The organism is Cellulosimicrobium cellulans (assembly GCF_001722485.1).
GTDB classification, from domain to species: Bacteria; Actinomycetota; Actinomycetes; order Actinomycetales; family Cellulomonadaceae; genus Cellulosimicrobium; species Cellulosimicrobium cellulans_A.
The window spans coordinates 1-16,144 of the sequence record NZ_LWGL01000073.1; the positions used below are offsets into that span (position 1 = coordinate 1).

Annotated in this window: 12 protein-coding genes; 7 read left to right on the forward strand and 5 right to left on the reverse strand. The window is 74.8% G+C overall.

The genetic code is table 11. From position 1 onward, the window contains the following. Together JZ5iCDA_RS09710 and JZ5iCDA_RS09715 are read right to left on the reverse strand one after the other, a co-directional pair. On the reverse strand, positions 1–987 hold a 987-nt coding region (locus tag JZ5iCDA_RS09710), incomplete at its 3' end, for a ThiF family adenylyltransferase (protein ID WP_139123052.1). Then, positions 984–1,397, reverse strand: coding sequence for a DUF3817 domain-containing protein (locus JZ5iCDA_RS09715; RefSeq protein WP_069386989.1), 414 nt, complete (start codon positions 1,395–1,397; stop codon positions 984–986). The genes JZ5iCDA_RS09710 and JZ5iCDA_RS09715, both read right to left, overlap by 4 nt. A 160-nt stretch (positions 1,398–1,557) precedes the next feature. Here JZ5iCDA_RS09715 and JZ5iCDA_RS09720 point away from each other — a divergent pair, with 160 nt between their 5' ends. Together JZ5iCDA_RS09720 and JZ5iCDA_RS09725 are read left to right on the forward strand one after the other, a co-directional pair. After that, positions 1,558–3,372 carry an ABC transporter ATP-binding protein gene (locus tag JZ5iCDA_RS09720; protein WP_069386990.1) on the forward strand — a complete coding sequence of 605 codons (1,815 nt, stop codon included), beginning with the start codon at positions 1,558–1,560 and terminating at the stop codon, positions 3,370–3,372. Beyond that, positions 3,369–5,102 (forward strand): ABC transporter ATP-binding protein, encoded by a 1,734-nt coding sequence (locus JZ5iCDA_RS09725; RefSeq protein ID WP_069386991.1) that lies wholly within the window; start codon positions 3,369–3,371, stop codon positions 5,100–5,102. The genes JZ5iCDA_RS09720 and JZ5iCDA_RS09725 overlap by 4 nt, the downstream gene beginning before the upstream one ends. Before the next feature lie 58 nt (positions 5,103–5,160). Here the strand turns inward: JZ5iCDA_RS09725 and JZ5iCDA_RS09730 are convergent, their stop codons facing one another. Further along, on the reverse strand, positions 5,161–6,030 hold the full coding sequence (locus tag JZ5iCDA_RS09730) for an SURF1 family protein (RefSeq protein WP_253182037.1): 870 nt from the start codon (positions 6,028–6,030) through the stop codon (positions 5,161–5,163). A 242-nt stretch (positions 6,031–6,272) separates the two neighbouring features. Here JZ5iCDA_RS09730 and JZ5iCDA_RS09735 point away from each other — a divergent pair, with 242 nt between their 5' ends. The 5 genes from JZ5iCDA_RS09735 (at position 6,273) to JZ5iCDA_RS09755 (ending at position 14,124) form a co-directional block, all read left to right on the forward strand. Further along, positions 6,273–8,774: a phosphoketolase family protein gene (locus tag JZ5iCDA_RS09735; protein ID WP_069386992.1), complete on the forward strand. Its 2,502-nt coding sequence runs from the start codon at positions 6,273–6,275 to the stop codon at positions 8,772–8,774. Then, the gene (gene pta, locus JZ5iCDA_RS09740; protein ID WP_069386993.1) at positions 8,771–10,996 is read left to right on the forward strand and encodes a phosphate acetyltransferase; all 2,226 of its coding nucleotides are present in this window, start codon (positions 8,771–8,773) and stop codon (positions 10,994–10,996) included. The genes JZ5iCDA_RS09735 and pta overlap by 4 nt, the downstream gene beginning before the upstream one ends. Next, a complete protein-coding gene (locus tag JZ5iCDA_RS09745; protein WP_069386994.1) occupies positions 10,993–12,252 on the forward strand; it encodes an acetate/propionate family kinase in 1,260 nt (419 codons plus the stop codon). Before pta ends, JZ5iCDA_RS09745 begins: the two co-directional genes overlap by 4 nt. Before the next feature lie 158 nt (positions 12,253–12,410). Beyond that, positions 12,411–13,331, forward strand: coding sequence for a DUF4031 domain-containing protein (locus JZ5iCDA_RS09750; RefSeq protein ID WP_069386995.1), 921 nt, complete (start codon positions 12,411–12,413; stop codon positions 13,329–13,331). An 88-nt stretch (positions 13,332–13,419) separates the two neighbouring features. Then, the gene (locus JZ5iCDA_RS09755; protein WP_253182038.1) at positions 13,420–14,124 is read left to right on the forward strand and encodes a SanA/YdcF family protein; all 705 of its coding nucleotides are present in this window, start codon (positions 13,420–13,422) and stop codon (positions 14,122–14,124) included. Here the strand turns inward: JZ5iCDA_RS09755 and JZ5iCDA_RS09760 are convergent. Both JZ5iCDA_RS09760 and JZ5iCDA_RS09765 read right to left on the reverse strand, forming a co-directional pair. Next, a complete protein-coding gene (locus JZ5iCDA_RS09760) occupies positions 14,081–15,733 on the reverse strand; it encodes a succinic semialdehyde dehydrogenase (protein WP_083259858.1) in 1,653 nt (550 codons plus the stop codon). The two genes, JZ5iCDA_RS09755 and JZ5iCDA_RS09760, sit on opposite strands and share 44 nt — an antisense overlap. A 10-nt stretch (positions 15,734–15,743) precedes the next feature. After that, on the reverse strand, positions 15,744–16,144 hold a 401-nt coding region (locus JZ5iCDA_RS09765; RefSeq protein ID WP_139123053.1), incomplete at its 5' end, for a GNAT family N-acetyltransferase.

Below are 16,144 nucleotides of genomic sequence, written 5' to 3' on the forward strand. Positions count from 1 at the left end.
GCCCGACGCGCCGTCCGCGGCGGCGCCGGCGGTGCCCGCGAACGCCCGGTCTGCCGGGGCGAGGCCGCAGAAGACCGCGTACGCGTCGTCGCCCGCGAGCACCTCCGTGACGGGTGCGCGCGTCGGGTCGGGCCGGACGGCGAGCTGGCGCCACGTGAGGTCGAGCGCGTCGTAGACGGCGAGGCGCCCGAGCAGCGTCGTCCCCGCGCCGGTGACCAGCTTGAGCGCCTCGGTCGCCATGACCGAGCCCACCGTGCCGCACATCGCGCCGAGGACCCCGCCGGTCGCGCAGTCGGGCGCCGCGCCCGGGGGCGGCGGCACCGGGAAGACGTCGCGGTACGTCACCCCGCGCGGCGCCGCGCCGGCGTCCCGACCCGGGGCGTCGACGTCGGCGGCAGGGTCGGACGCGAACCGCGGCCGACCCCAGAACACGCTCACCTGGCCCTGGAACCGGTAGATCGATCCCCACACCACCGGGATGCCGAGGACCTCCGCGGCGTCCGAGACGAGGTAGCGCGTGGGGAAGTTGTCCGCACCGTCGAGCACGACGTCGTAGCCGCGCAGCACGTCGAGCGCGTTGTCCGCGTCGAGCCGCACGGGGTGCGCGACGACGCGCACGTGCGGGTTGACGTCGCCGATCGCGTCGCGCGCGGAGTCGACCTTGCGGCGGCCGACGTCGGCGCCGCCGTGGATCACCTGGCGCTGGAGGTTGGAGGTGTCGACCGCGTCGTCGTCGACGATCCCGATCGTGCCGACGCCCGCCGCGGCCAGGTACAGCAGGGCGGGGCTGCCGAGGCCGCCCGCGCCGACGACGAGCACGCGCGCCGCGGCGAGACGACGCTGCCCCTCGGGCCCGACGCCCGGCAGCGACAGATGCCGGGCGTACCGCTCGAGCTCCTCGGTCGTGAGCTCGCGGCCGGGCGCGACCAGCGGCGCGAGCCGCGGCGGTGCCGCCGGTGCGCGGTCAGGGGCGCCCGCGGACGTCACGACGCGTACCGCTCCTCCAGGCCGGCGAGCTTCGCCTCGGCCTCGGCGTGCACCTTCTTCTCGAGCACGAACGACATGACCGGCACGACGCCCGCGAAGACCATCGTCGCGAGGCGGCCCCAGCCCCAGCGCATCTTCGTCCACAGGTCGAGCACCGTGACGAGGTAGACGACGTAGATCCAGCCGTGCGCGAAGGGGATCCACTCGAGGTGCTGCATGACGTCGTCCCCGACGCGGAAGACGTACTTCATGAGCATCTCGGCGCACAGGATCAGCAGCATGACTCCCGTGACGATCGCGAGGGCGCGGTACCGCGCCAGCGCGCCGCGCGCCTTGCGGATGGCGGTGCGTGCCGCCTCGGTGCTCGCGGTGGGCGCGGAGTGGTCCGTGGCGGGTTCGGGGGTGGTCATGGCAGGTGTGTTCCTCACTCCGGGCTCGCGCCGACGTCGCGGCGGGCGCCGCGCCGGGACGAGCCTGCCGGAGAAACCTGCCAGGAGACGCTCCGTCGGCAGGTGCCTGCCGCGCAAATGCATGGCCCCGTGTCGCACGCCGAACCTAGGGTAGAACACCGTGCGCCCCCTCCCCCTCCCCGACCCGGGCACCCCCGACCTGCGCGGACCCACGCGCTACCTGCTGTGGCTCGCGCGGCGCCAGTGGACGGTCCTCACGGCCGCCGTCCTGCTCGGCCTCGCGAACTTCGCGTGCCAGGCGCTGCAGCCGTACATGCTGGGCCGCGCGCTCGACGAGGGTCTGTCGTCCGGGTTCGGGCCGGACCTGTTCCGGTGGGCGGGCCTGCTCCTCGCCCTCGGTCTCGGCATCGTCGTGACGGGAGTGACGCAGCACCGCTTCGACGTCGCGAACTGGCTCCGCTCGGCGCTCACGACGTCGCAGCTCGTGGGCGACGTGACCGCGCGCTCGGGGGACGCGATCACCGAGGAGCTGCCCACGGGCGAGGTCGTGTCGACCGTCGCGAGCGACGCGATGCGCGTCGGCCAGCTGTTCTCGCTCATGGGCCAGTTCCTCGGCGCGCTGGGGGCGTACGTCGTCGTCGCGGTGATCATGCTCTCGACGTCGCTGCAGCTCGGGCTCGTCGTCGTGCTCGGCCTGCCCGCGGTCGCCGCGGTGCTGGCCCTGCTCGTCAAGCCGCTGCAGCAGCGCCAGGCGGCCCAGCGCGAGGCGCAGGGCCGGCTCACGACGCTCGGCGCGGACACCGTCTCGGGCCTGCGCGTCCTGCGCGGCATCGGCGGCGAGGGCGTCTTCGTCGGCCGGTACGCGCGTCAGTCGCAGTCGGTGCGCTCGGCGGGCGTCAAGGTCGCGCACACGCAGGCCACGCTCGACGCCCTCCAGGTGCTCCTGCCGGGCCTGCTCGTCGTCCTCGTCGTCTGGCTCGGCGCGACGGCGGCGCTGCGCGGCGACATCACGCCCGGCCAGCTCGTCGCCTTCTACGGGTACGCCGCGTTCCTCGGCTGGCCGCTGCAGGTCGCGACGCAGATGCTCAACATCGCGACGCGCGCGCACGTCGCGGCGCGCAAGATCGTGCGCGTGCTCGCGGTCGTGCCGGCTGCGGGCGCCCGTCCGGCCACGGCGCCCATGCCCGCCGAGGGCAGCCCGCTCGTCGACGAGGCGAGCGGCCTCGTGCTCGAGCCCGGGCGTCTCGTCGCGCTCGTCTGCGCCGACCCGGACGCGTCGGCCGCCGTCGCCACGCGTCTCGGCCGGTTCGACGACGCGGCCGAGGCCGCCACGCCCGTGCGCCTCGGAGGGACGCTGCTCGCCGAGCTCGACAAGGACGCCCTGCGGCGCCGGGTCGTCGTGGCCGAGGCCACGCCCCAGCTGTTCTCCGGGCGGCTGCGGGACGAGCTCGACCCGCGCGGCCGCGCCGACGAGCAGCGGGTGCTCGCGGCCGTGACGACCGCCGACTCGCACGACGTCCTCGACTCCGTCCCCGGCGGCCTCGACGGCGAGCTGCCCGAGAAGGGCCGCTCGCTGTCCGGCGGCCAGCGGCAGCGCGTCGCGCTCGCCCGCGCGCTGCTCACGGACCCCGAGATCCTCGTCCTGGTCGAGCCGACGAGCGCGGTCGACGCGCACACCGAGGCGCGGATCGCCGCCCGCCTCGCGGAGGCCCGGCGCGGGCGCACGACGCTCGTCGTGACGGCCTCCCCCCTCGTGCTCGAGCAGGTCGACGAGGTCCTCCTCCTCGAGGGCGGCCGCGTCACGGCGCGCGGCGCGCACCGCGACCTCGTCGCGCGCGCCCACGCGGACGGCGTCTCCCCCGAGGACGACGCCGCCCGCTACCTGCGGGTCGTCGGGCGCTCGCTCGACGACACGCCCTCCCCCGTCCTGGCCGCCGCGGCCGGCACCGCCGTCCCCGAAGGAGACCCGGCATGAGGCTCCCCGTCGCCGACGGCCCCGCCGTCCGCGCCGCCGCCGCGCGGCTGTTCTCGCGCCACCGGCGCACCCTGTGGGCCGTCGCCGTGCTGCACACGCTCGCGGCCGTCGCCGGGCTCGTCGGGCCCTGGCTCCTCGGTCGGCTCGTCGACGCCGTGACGACGGGCACGACGTCGACCTACGTGACGACGGTCGTCGTCGTCGGCGCGGTCGCGGTCGTCGCGCAGGCGGTGCTGCGGCGGTACGCCCAGCGCATCTCCATGGTGTTCGGCGAGACGGTCTTCGCGGACCTGCGCGAGGAGCTCGTCGGCACCGTGACGTCCCTGCCCCTGTCGACCGTCGAGCGCGCCGGCACGGGCGACCTCGTCGCGCGCACCACGAACGACGTCGACCGCATCCAGCACGCCGTGCGGTTCGGCGTCCCGCAGCTGCTCGTCGCGGTCGTGACGCTCGTGCTCACGGTCGTCGCGTCGCTCGTCGTCGCGCCCCTCGTCGCGCTCGCGCTGTTCGTGGGCGTGCCGCTGCTCGTCGTCGTGGCGCGGTGGTACCTGAGGCGCGCGTCGGCGGGCTACCAGCGCGAGGCCGCGGCGTACGCGACGCTCAACGGCACGATCACCGAGAGCGTGGAGGGCGCGCGGACAGTCGACGCCCTGTCCCTCGCGGAGCACCGGAAGGCCCGCGTGCGCGCGGACCTCGCCGAGGCGTTCGCGGCCGAGCGCTACACCCTGGGCCTGCGCACCGTCCTGTTCCCCGGCATCGACCTCGCCATCGCGATCGCGCCGGTCGCGGCGCTCGTGTGGGGGGCGTGGCTCCTCGCGCAGGGCCAGACGACGCTCGGCGCGGTCGCGGCCGTCACGACGTACGCGTTCCAGCTCGCGGGCCCGGTGTGGAACCTCATCTTCTGGCTCGACGAGATCCAGGTCGCGGCGGCGTCCTACGCGCGCATCGTCGGGGTCTCGCAGGTCTCCACGGACCGCACCGCGACGGACGAGCAGCCCGTCGACGACCGCGTCGTCGCGCGCGACGTCGAGTACGCCTACCGCGCAGGCCACCCGGTCCTGCACGGCGTCTCGCTCGACCTCGCGCCGGGCGAGCGGCTCGCCGTCGTCGGGCCGTCGGGCGCCGGCAAGTCGACGCTCGGGCGCATGCTGGCCGGCATCCACCCGCCCACCGCCGGCACGGTGCGCGTGGGCGGCGTGCGGCTCGTCGACCTGCCGCTGGAGGAGCTGCGGCGCCAGGTCGCGCTCGTCACGCAGGAGCACCACGTGTTCGTCGGCACGCTCGCCGAGAACCTGCGGCTCGCCAAGGTCGACGCGAGCGAGGAGGAGCTGCGCGCGGCGCTCGGCGCGGTCGACGCGCTCGGCTGGGCGGACGGGCTGCCCGACGGCCTCGCCACGGAGGTCGGGTCGGGCGGGCACGCCCTGACGCCCGCGCAGGCCCAGCAGGTCGCGCTCGCCCGGCTCGTGCTGCTCGACCCGCACACGCTCGTGCTCGACGAGGCGACGTCGCTCCTCGACCCGCGCGCCGCGCGGCACCTCGAGCGCTCGCTCAACGCGGTGCTCGAGGGCAGGACGGTCGTCGCGATCGCGCACCGGCTGCACACCGCGCACGACGCGGACCGGGTCGCCGTGGTCGACGGCGGACGCATCAGCGAGATCGGTCCGCACGACGAGCTCGTCGCGGCGGGCGGCGACTACGCGCGCCTGTGGCACTCCTGGCAGCAGGAGTAGGCCGCACGGCCCCGTCCCGCCGGGACGGGGCCGTGCCTCACCCCGACGTCGAGGCGGCTCACTCCGACGGCGTCGAGGCGGGCAGGCCGGCGATGCCCGCGTCCTCGCCGCGCCCGCGCCGCCTGCCGCCCGCGACCTCGTCGCGCACCAGCCGCAGCCACAGCAGGACCGCGAACCCGCCGAAGACCCACCACTGCAGCGCGTAGAACACGTTCTGCAGGTTCAGGCCCGTGCCGCCCTCGATCGTCGGCCGCGGCAGCAGCCCGGGGCCGCCCTCCGCGGCGGGGGTCTGCGGCGGGTCGGACGAGATGAGCACGAGGTAGCCCGAGTAGATCGGCCCGCCCCAGTCGTTGACGAGCGCGCCGGTCGCGATCGAGTCGGTCTGGCCCGCGGGCAGCTCCGCCTCGCCCGCGGCCTCGGACGCCTGCAGGTACCCGGTGAGGCGTACGACGCCGTCCGGGACCTCGAGCGCCGCACCCGCGTCGGGCGTGGGGACCCAGCCGCGCACGACGGGCAGCACCGGTGCGCCGGACAGGTCGGCCCACGACGCCCCACCGGTCCCGTCGTCGGTCACGCGCAGCGGCGTGAGGACCAGGTAGCCCTCCTCGCCGTCGAGCGCGCGACCCGCCACGAGGAGCTGGTCGGCCGGCTCGTACTCCCCCTCGACCCACGCCTGCCGGCCCACGAGCTCGCCGGGGAACGTCGTCTGCGGCGGGAGCAGCACGCCGATCCCTTCCGGACCCTCGGCCTCGGCCTCCACGGCCTGCTGCTGCGCGGCGAGGTCGGCGCGCTGCTGCGCCCGGTCCAGCTGCCACACGCCGAGCCGGGCGCACACCGCCGCGGCCGCGAGGAACAGCACGAGCAGCCCGATCATCCGGGGCTGGCGGGCGACCGCCCAGAACGAACGACGGGCGGGGGTCTCGGGCACGAGCCCCACGGTAGCCGCGCGGGGCGGTCCCGCCCGAATCGGTCGCGTCGCCCGCCGATCGCCGCCGTGCCCACCGCCCGAGGTCCCGCGCTCGGGGCGGGGCCGCGGGACCTTCGTCCTCTTCTGGCCCTGACGACGCACGTCACACCCTGCCGCGTCGGGGAACCTCGTGCAGCGGCCACTGGCATGCGGTTGTATGAAGCCGTAGTCGTCCGCGAAACCCCTTCTCGCAGGAGCGTGAGATGAGCACGACCACCGCCACCGAGACCACCGCCTGGCGCACCGCGGAGGTCGCGCCCCTCGACGACGACACGCTGCGCCGCGTCGACGCGTGGTGGCGTGCCGCGAACTACCTGTCCGTCGGCCAGATCTACCTGCTCGCGAACCCGCTGCTGCGCACGCCGCTGACGCGCGAGGACGTCAAGCCACGCCTGCTCGGGCACTGGGGCACGACGCCCGGCCTGAACTTCCTCTACGCCCACCTCAACCGCGCGATCGCCCAGCGCCGACAGTCCACGATCTACGTCGCGGGCCCGGGGCACGGCGGGCCCGGCCTCGTCGCCAACGCCTACCTCGAGGGCACGTACTCGGAGGTCTACTCCGACGTCACGCAGGACACCGAGGGCATGCGGCGCCTGTTCCGCCAGTTCTCCTTCCCGGGCGGCATCCCCAGCCACGTCGCCCCGGAGACCCCGGGCTCGATCCACGAGGGCGGCGAGCTCGGCTACGCGCTGTCCCACGCGTACGGCGCGGCCTTCGACAACCCGGACCTGCTCGTCGCGGCCGTCGTCGGCGACGGCGAGGCCGAGACCGGCCCGCTCGCCACGAGCTGGCACTCGAACAAGTTCGTCAACGCGCGCAACGACGGCGTCGTGCTGCCGATCCTGCACCTCAACGGGTACAAGATCGCCAACCCCACGGTGCTCGCGCGCATCAGCGACGACGAGCTGCGCGACCTCATGATCGGCTACGGCCACACGCCGTACTTCTTCACCGGCGGCTTCGACGGCGAGGACCCGATGGAGGCGCACCGGCGCTTCGCGGAGCTCCTCGACGAGGTGCTCAACCACATCGCGCGCATCAAGGCCGAGGCTCACGAGGGCAGCGACGAGCGCCCCGCGTGGCCGATGATCGTCTTCCGCACCCCCAAGGGCTGGACCTGCCCGCCGGAGATCGACGGCAAGAAGACCGAGGACTCCTGGCGCGCGCACCAGGTCCCGCTCGCGAGCGCGCGCGACACCCCCGAGCACCTCGAGGTGCTCACGGACTGGCTCCGGTCGTACCGCCCGCAGGAGCTGTTCGACGAGGACGGCCGGCTCGTGGACGACGTCGCGGCGCTCGCCCCGGCGGGCTCGCTGCGCATGAGCGACAACCCGCACGCGAACGGCGGCCTGCTCCTCAAGGACCTGCGCCTGCCCGACTTCCGCGACTACGGCGTCGACGTCTCCGGCCCCGGCAGCACCGTCGCCGAGGCGACGCGCGTGCTCGGGCAGTGGCTCAACGACGTCGTGCGCCTCAACCCGGACAACTTCCGGATCTTCGGCCCGGACGAGGTCGCGTCGAACCGCCTCCAGGCGGTGTACGGGACGACGGACAAGCAGTGGAACGCCGACTTCTACGGGCCCGACGTCGACGAGCACCTCGCCCGCGCCGGGCGCGTCATGGAGATGCTGTCGGAGCACCAGTGCCAGGGCTGGCTCGAGGGCTACCTGCTCACCGGGCGGCACGGCCTGTTCACGAGCTACGAGGCGTTCATCCACATCGTGGACTCGATGGTCAACCAGCACGCCAAGTGGCTCAAAGTCACCAACCACATCCCGTGGCGGCGGCCGGTCGCGAGCCTGAACTACCTGCTGTCGAGCCACGTGTGGCGCCAGGACCACAACGGCTTCTCGCACCAGGACCCGGGCTTCATCGACCACGTGGTCAACAAGAAGGCCGAGATCGTCCGCGTCTACCTGCCGCCGGACGCGAACACGCTCCTGTCGACGTACGACCACTGCCTGCGCTCGCGCCAGTACGTCAACGTCGTCGTCGCGGGCAAGCAGCCGGCTCCGCAGTTCCTGTCCATGGACGACGCGATCGCGCACTGCACGCGCGGCCTCGGCATCTGGGAGTGGGCCGGCAGCGAGGTCGAGGGCGAGGACCCGGACGTCGTGCTCGCGTGCGCGGGCGACGTGCCGACGCTCGAGGTCCTGGCCGCCGCCGACATGCTCCGCACGCACCTGCCCGAGCTCAAGGTCCGCGTCGTGAACGTCGTCGACCTCATGCGCCTGCAGGACGAGAAGGAGCACCCGCACGGGCTGTCGGACAAGGACTTCGACACCCTGTTCACCGCGGACAAGCCGGTGATCTTCAACTACCACGGCTACCCGTGGCTCATCCACCGCCTCACGTACCGCCGCACGAACCACCCGAACATCCACGTGCGCGGGTACAAGGAGGAGGGCACCACGACGACGCCCTTCGACATGGCGATGCTCAACGACATCGACCGCTACCACCTCGTGATCGACGTCATCGACCGCGTCCCGTCGCTGCGCTCGCGCGCCGCCGGGCTGCGGCAGCGGATGGTCGACGCCCGCCTGCGCGCCCGCCAGTGGACGCGCGAGCACGGGGAGGACATCCCCGAGGTGCGGGACTGGGTCTGGCCCGACGTGGGCGAGACCGGGACGGAAGAGGGCGGCCCGCAGTACAACGGCGGCACCGCCGCCGCGCAGGACACCGGAGGAGACAACGAGTGAGCGGCCCCGCTCGGAGCATCTACATCGCCTCGCCCGAGGGCGAGACGGGCAAGTCCACGATCGCGCTGGGAGTCCTCGACCTGCTGGCCCGCAAGGTCCAGCGGGTCGGGGTGTTCCGCCCCGTCACGCGCGCCGCGGGGCCTGACGTCCAGGACTACGTGCTCGAGCTGCTGCTCGCGCACGACGGCGTGGACCTCACCGCGGAGCAGGCGATCGGCGTCACGTACGAGGACGTCCACGCCGACCCGGAGGCGGCGCTCGCGCGCATCCTCGCCCGCTACCACGAGGTCGCGAGCGCGTGCGACTTCGTCGTGGTCGTCGGCACGGACTACACGGACGTCGCCGGCCCCACCGAGCTGTCGTTCAACGCGCGCGTCGCGGCGAACCTCGGGGCGCCCGTGCTCCTCGTGGTCTCGGGCAAGGACCGCACGCCCGACGCCGTGGGCAACCTCGTCGAGGTGAGCGTCGCCGAGCTGCGGTCGCAGCACGCGCAGCCCATCGCCGTCGTGGCGAACCGCGTGCGGCCCGAGGACCTCGACACGGTCCGCGCGCTCCTCGGCACGCTCGGCCCGGACGGCGCCCCGCACGCGGACGACGCGGGCACGCCGTCGGTCGCGCCCGCCGCAGGCCCGGACGACCGGCGGCTGCCCGGCTGGGCCGTGCCGGAGGACCCGTTCCTCGACGCGCCCACCGTCCGCGCGCTCATGGAGGCCGTCGGCGGCACGCTCGCGTTCGGCGAGGAGGCGCTGCTCGCCCGCGAGGCGACCGACCTGCTCGTCGGCGCCATGTCGTTCGAGCACCTGCTCGACCGCCTCACGGACGGCGCGGTCGTCATCACGCCCGGGGACCGCGTCGACATCCTCATCGGCCTCCTCGCCGCGCACTCGGCGTCCGGCTTCCCGTCGCTGGCCGGCGTCGTGCTCAACGGCGGGTTCTTCCCGCCGGAGTCCACGGCGCGGCTCGTCGCGGACCTCGACCCGAGCCTGCCGATCATCCGCACCGAGCTCGGCACGTTCCGGACCGCGAGCGCCGCGGCCCGGGCGCGCGGCCGCGTCACGAAGGACGCCCAGCGCAAGGTCGACACCGCGCTCGCGCTGTTCGAGCAGAGCGTCGACGGCGCCGAGCTCCTCGCGGGTCTCGACGTGCCGCGGCCCGAGGTCGTCACCCCGCTCATGTTCGAGTACGAGCTGCTGTCGCGCGCGCGGGCCGACCGCAGGCGCGTGGTGCTCCCCGAGGGCGACGACGACCGCATCCTGCGCGCGGCGTCCACCCTGCTGGGCCGCCAGGTCGCCGACCTGACGATCCTCGGCGACGAGGCGCGCGTGCGCGCCCGCGCCGCCGAGCTCGGCCTCGACATCGACGCCGCGACGGTCCTCAGCCCGCACGACCCGGAGCTCGTCGAGCGGTTCGCCGTCGAGTACGCCCGGCTGCGCGCGCACAAGGGCGTCACCGTCGAGGAGGCGCGCGAGCGCGTCCAGGACGTGTCGTACTTCGGCACGATGATGGTCCACCTCGGCCTCGCGGACGGCATGGTGTCGGGCGCGAATCACACGACGGCCCACACCATCAAGCCGTCGTTCGAGATCATCAAGACGCAGCCCGGCGTCTCGGTCGTGTCCTCGGTGTTCCTCATGTGCCTGCAGGACCGCGTGCTCGTGTACGGCGACTGCGCCGTCATGCCGGACCCGACCGCCGAGCAGCTCGCCGACATCGCCATCTCCTCGGCGGCGACGGCCGCGCAGTTCGGCGTCGACCAGCGGGTCGCGATGCTGTCCTACTCGACCGGCGAGTCCGGCTCGGGCGCGGACGTCGACAAGGTCCGGCGCGGCACGGAGCTCGTCCGCGAGCGCCGCCCCGACCTCTTCGTCGCAGGACCCATCCAGTACGACGCCGCCGTGGACGCGTCCGTCGCGGCGTCGAAGATGCCCGGCTCGGACGTCGCGGGCCGCGCGACCGTGTTCATCTTCCCGGACCTCAACACGGGCAACAACACGTACAAGGCCGTGCAGCGCTCCGCGGGCGCCGTCGCGATCGGCCCCGTGCTGCAGGGCCTCAACAAGCCGGTGAACGACCTGTCGCGCGGCGCGCTCGTGCAGGACATCGTCAACACCGTCGCCATCACCGCGATCCAGGCGCAGGCGACCGCCGCCGCGGCCGCCCCGGACGCGGGCGCCGACGCAGCGACCTCCACGAACCCCGTCTCCCAGGGAGCCCCGTCATGACGATCCTGCCCGAGGGCGAGCGCCCCAACCCCTACAGCGCGTACGGGGCGCACGGCTCGGTCCTCGTCATGAACTCCGGCTCGTCGTCGCTGAAGTACCAGCTCGTCAACCCGGTCGGCGGCGAGGCGATCGCCGCCGGCACGATCGAGCGGATCGGCGAGGAGTCGGGCATCGTCAAGCACCGCTTCGCGGGCAACACGACGTCGCGCGAGCAGCCGGTGGCCGACCACGGCGAGGCGCTGCGCATCGCGCTCGCCCTGTTCGACGAGATCGGGCCGAAGCTGTCCGACGCCGACGTGTACGCCGTGGGCCACCGCGTCGTGCACGGCGGCGCCGTGTTCTCGCAGCCCGTGCTCGTGGACGACGACGTGGAGCGGCAGATCGACGAGCTGTCCCCGCTCGCGCCGCTGCACAACCCGCCGAACGTCACCGGCATCCGCGTCGCACGCCAGCTCCTGCCCCACGTCCCGCACGTCGCCGTGTTCGACACCGCGTTCTTCTCGTCGCTCCCCGACTCCGCCTCGACGTACGCGCTCGACCGCGCCGTCGCCCAGGAGCACGGGGTGCGGCGGTACGGGTTCCACGGCACGAGCCACCAGTACGTGTCGGGCAAGGTCGCGCGCGTCCTCGGGCGGCGCATCGAGGGTCTCAACACGATCGTGCTGCACCTCGGCAACGGGGCGTCGGCGTCGGCCGTGCGCGGCGGCGTCGCGGTCGACACGTCGATGGGCATGACCCCGCTCGAGGGGCTCGTCATGGGCACCCGCACGGGCGACATCGACGCGGCCGTGGTGTTCCACCTCGCGCGCAACGCCGGGATGACGATCGACGAGATCGACGACCTGTTCAACAAGCGGTCCGGCGTCAAGGGGCTGTCGGGCGTCAACGACTTCCGCGAGCTGCGCCGCCTCATCGACGCCGGCGACGCCGACGCCCAGCAGGCGTTCGACGTGTACATCCACCGCCTGCGCAAGTACGTCGGCGCGTACCACGCGGTGCTCGGCCGCGTCGACGTGCTTGCGTTCACCGCCGGCGTCGGCGAGCACGACGCCGCCGTGCGCGCTGCCGTCGTCGAGGGTCTGGAGCCCCTGGGCCTCGCCGTGGACCCCGCGCGCAACGCCGTCGACTCCGGCGAGCCGCGCGTCGTCTCGCCCGACTGGACGAGCACGCTCGTCATGGTCGTCCCCACCATGGAGGAGCTCGCCATCGCGCGCCAGTGCGTCGAGGTCGTCGAGGGCGGGCGCCCCGGGTCCTGACGTCGGTGTGCGGGCGTGGGCGCCGGGTCGGGACTCTCCGGGGCGGCCGTGCCCGATCGGGCGCTCGCACCACGCGACCCGTCCGCGAGATGCCGGGCGGTGGTCGGAGGGGCGGCCGCCCGGCACCCGTACCCGCACACGGGTGGCATGCTCAGGACGTGACCGTCTACGTCGACCCGCCGGCCTGGCCCGCGCACGGGACGCTGTTCAGCCACCTCGTGTCGGACGCGTCGCTCGCCGAGCTGCATGCGTTCGCCGACATCATCGGGCTGAGCCGGCGCGCGTTCGACCTCGACCACTACGACGTCGCGGCCGAGCGGTACGACGAGGCCGTGGCGGCCGGGGCCGTGCCGGTCGGCGGGCGTGAGCTCGCGCGCCGGCTCGGCGCGTCGGGGCTGCGCGTGCCCGGTCGGGCGCGCAAGGCGGCGAAGGCGGAGTCGCTGCTCGCCCGGTGGGACGCGCTGCTGCCCGGGGCGCGCGACGTCGGGGTCGACCTCGTCGAGCGGTGGCACGAGCCCCACCGCGTGTACCACGGGCCCGAGCACCTCGTGCACGCGCTCGAATCGCTCGCGCTCCTCGAGGGTCGTCCCGCCGGGGTGCCCGACGCCGCGACGTCGCCTCCCGTGCGCGGGCGTCCTGCGCCCTCGGTCACGCAGCTCGCGGTCTGGTTCCACGACGCGGTGCACGACGGCGAGGCGCGCGTCGACGAGGAGCGTTCCGCCGCGCTGGCCGTCGAGTCGCTCGCGCCGCACGCCGACGCGGCGGTGGTCGACGAGGTGGCGCGCCTCGTGCTCATGACCGCGGACCACTCCCCCGCGCTCGACGACGTCGCGGGCGGGCTCGTCTCCGACGCCGACCTCGCGATCCTTGCCGCGGCGCCCGAACGGTACGCGCGCTACGTGCGCCAGGTGCGGGCGGAGTACGCGCACGTGCCCGACGGCGCGTTCCGCGCCGGGCGCGCCGCGGTGCTGCGCTCGCTGCTCGACGCAGGACCGCTCTACCGGACGCCGTTCGCCACCGAGCGCTGGGAGGCGCGCGCCCGGGCGAATCTCGCGGCCGAGCTCGATGCCCTCGCCTGACCCGCAGCGACCACGACGGTGCCGGCACGGCCGGTCCGGCGGCACGAGCCCCGAGCGCTGGCAGACCACCGTTCGCTAGGGTCGGCGCGTGACCGAGACGTCCGCGCCCGTGCCCTCTCGTCCTCCCGCCCGTCGCCCGCGCGTGCGGCGTCCGCGGCGGGCGCTCGCCCTCGGCGCGGCGGGTCTCGCGGTCGCCTCGCTCGTGCCGTTCCTCGTCGTGCAGGGCGTCGGCCGGGCTCGCGTGGCGGACCCGGACGACGTGCCGGCGAGCGACGTCGTCGTCGTGCTGGGCGCGGGGCTGCGCCCCGACGGCACGCCGTCGACGTACCTGCGGCGGCGCCTGGACGCGGCCGCCGACCTGTACGGGCGCGGCGTCGCGCCCGTCGTCCTCGTGAGCGGGGACGCGCACGACGACTACGACGAGCCCGCGTCGATGCGCGCGTGGCTGCTGGAGCAGGGCGTGCCCGACGACGCGATCGTGCTCGACCGCCAGGGCTTCGACACCCACGCGACGTGCACACGCGCGGTCTCCGAGTTCGGGTTCGCGCACGCCGTCGTCGTCACGCAGGGCTACCACCTGCCGCGCGCGCTGTTCTCGTGCCGCGTCGCGGGGCTCGACGCCGTCGGGGTCGGCGTGAGCGCCGAGAGCGTGGAGCCGTGGAAGCCCGTCGTCTACCAGGCGCGCGAGGTCCCGGCCGCGGTCAAGGCGCTGCTCGACGCGGTCGTGCGCCGACCGGACCCGGCGGCCGTCAGGGCAGGCGCAGCCGGCGCATCGCGTCGAGCGCCGTCGTGAGCACGCGGCTCGGCAGCTCCCCGCCGAGCTCGTAGAGCCGGTCGAGCGTCAGGCCCTGGTTCGCGCCGCGCTGCACGGAGACCGTCTGCGCCTCGGTGAGCGCGAGGATGCCGTCGCGGCCGTGCCGACGGCCGAGCCCGGACGCCTTCATGCCGCCCATGGGCGCGGCCGCCGAGCCCCACGTCGCGCTGTACCCGTCGTTGACGTTCACGGTGCCGGCCCGGACCAGCGCGGCGATCCGGCGCCCGCGGGCCACGTCGCGCGTCCACACGCTCGCGTTGAGCCCGTACGCGGTGTCGTTCATGACCGCCACCGCCTCGTCGTCACCCGCGACGCGACGCACGGACACGACCGGCCCGAACGTCTCCTCGGTGCTGCACAGGGCATCGTCGGGCACGTCGTCCAGGACGGTCGGCGCGTAGAACCACGGGCCGATGTCGGCGCGGTGCACCCCGCCGGCGAGCACGCGCGCGCCCTTGGCGAGGGCGTCGTCGACGTGCTCGACGACGCGGTCGAGCTGCGCCTGGGACGTGAGCGACCCCATGTCGGCCGAGTAGTCGAGGCCCGCGCCGAGCCGCAACGCGCGCACGAGCGGGACGAAGGTGTCGAGGAACTCGTCGGCGACCTCCTCGTGCAGGACGAGCCGCTCGGTCGAGATGCACAGCTGGCCCGAGCTGCCGAAGCACGCGCGCAGCGCGCCCCGGGCCGCCGTGGCCACGTGCGCGTCCGCCGCGACGTAGAGCGGGTTCTTGCCGCCCAGCTCGAGCGTCGCGCCGATCAGCCGCTCTCCCGCGCGGGCCGCGACCCGGCGGCCCGTCGCCGTCGACCCCGTGAACGCCACGTGGTCGACGAGGTCGGTGAGCGCCGCGCCCACGTCACCGCCGCCCGCGACGACGAGCAGCAGGTCGGACGGCAGCCCGGCCCGCTCGAGCAGCTCGGCGCCCCACAGCGCCGTGAGCGTGGTCTGCGGGTCGGGCTTGAGGACGACCGCGTTCCCGGCGAGGAGCGCGGGCACGGCTTCGGCGAACGCGAGCGTGAGCGGGTAGTTCCACGGCGCGATCACGCCGACGACGCCCACGGGGCGCCGGTGCACCGTCGTGCCGGTGAGCAGCGGCAGCATGCCGGGCACCCGCCGGTCCGCGAGGTAGCCCGGTCCGCGCACCGCGTAGTGGCGGGTCACGAGGGCGACGTCCGCGACCTCCTCGAACGCGCTGCGCCGCGACTTGCCCGACTCCATCTGGACGAGGTCGAGGCCGTCGGACTGCTCGGCGAGGACGAGCTCGCCGAAGCGCAGGAGCACGCGCGCCCGCTGGGCGACCGGGACCTGCTCCCACGCGCGCTGGGCGGTGCGCGCCCGCTCGACCGCGCTGGCGACGTCGTCCGCGGAGGACGTGGGGACCGACGCGAGCGGCGCGCCCGTGAACGGCAGGACGGACCGGTGCACGCCGGCGGTGCTGCTCGTGACGACCCTGGCGACGAGCGGGGCGACGACGTCCGGCTCGAGCACGTACGTGGCCGCCGGGTCCTCCGGGTCGAGGAGGCCGTCCGGAGCGGCGCCGCCGCCGGGCACGGGGCCGGGGTTCGATGAGCTGCCCGGGGAGCTGGTCATGGGGTCCAGGCTACGGCGTCGCGGTGACAGGCAGCTCCCACGTCGTGAGCACCGGCCGGAAGCCGTGCCGTGCCCAGAACGGCGCGGAGAGCGGGTTGAGGACGCCGTGGTGGAGCAGCACGACCGTGTCGCACCCGTGCTCGTCCCGCACGCGTGCGAGCGCCGCGTCGACGAGCGCGGCACCCAGCCCGCCCCCGCGCGCCCCGTCGGCGACGTGCAGCAGGACGATGTAGGCGACCGGCTCGCGGACGACCGCCCCGGCGACCGCGCCCGACAGCCGCGGCGGCTCGACCGCGACGACGCCCAGCACGCCCTCCGTCCGGCCGTCCGCGGCCTCGGCGACGAGCACCGTCGAGTCGGAACGGGCGATCGCGGCCGCGACCTGGGGCGCGAGCGCTGCGCGCGTCCCCG

Coding starts and splice junctions, on each gene's coding strand:
- JZ5iCDA_RS09725 (WP_069386991.1), top strand. CDS start 3,369: ATGAGGCTCCCCGTCGCCGACGGCCCCGCCGTCCGCGCCGCCGCCGCG.
- JZ5iCDA_RS09715 (WP_069386989.1), bottom strand. CDS start 1,397: ATGACCACCCCCGAACCCGCCACGGACCACTCCGCGCCCACCGCGAGC.
- JZ5iCDA_RS09735 (WP_069386992.1), top strand. CDS start 6,273: ATGAGCACGACCACCGCCACCGAGACCACCGCCTGGCGCACCGCGGAG.
- JZ5iCDA_RS09745 (WP_069386994.1), top strand. CDS start 10,993: ATGACGATCCTGCCCGAGGGCGAGCGCCCCAACCCCTACAGCGCGTAC.
- JZ5iCDA_RS09760 (WP_083259858.1), bottom strand. CDS start 15,733: ATGACCAGCTCCCCGGGCAGCTCATCGAACCCCGGCCCCGTGCCCGGC.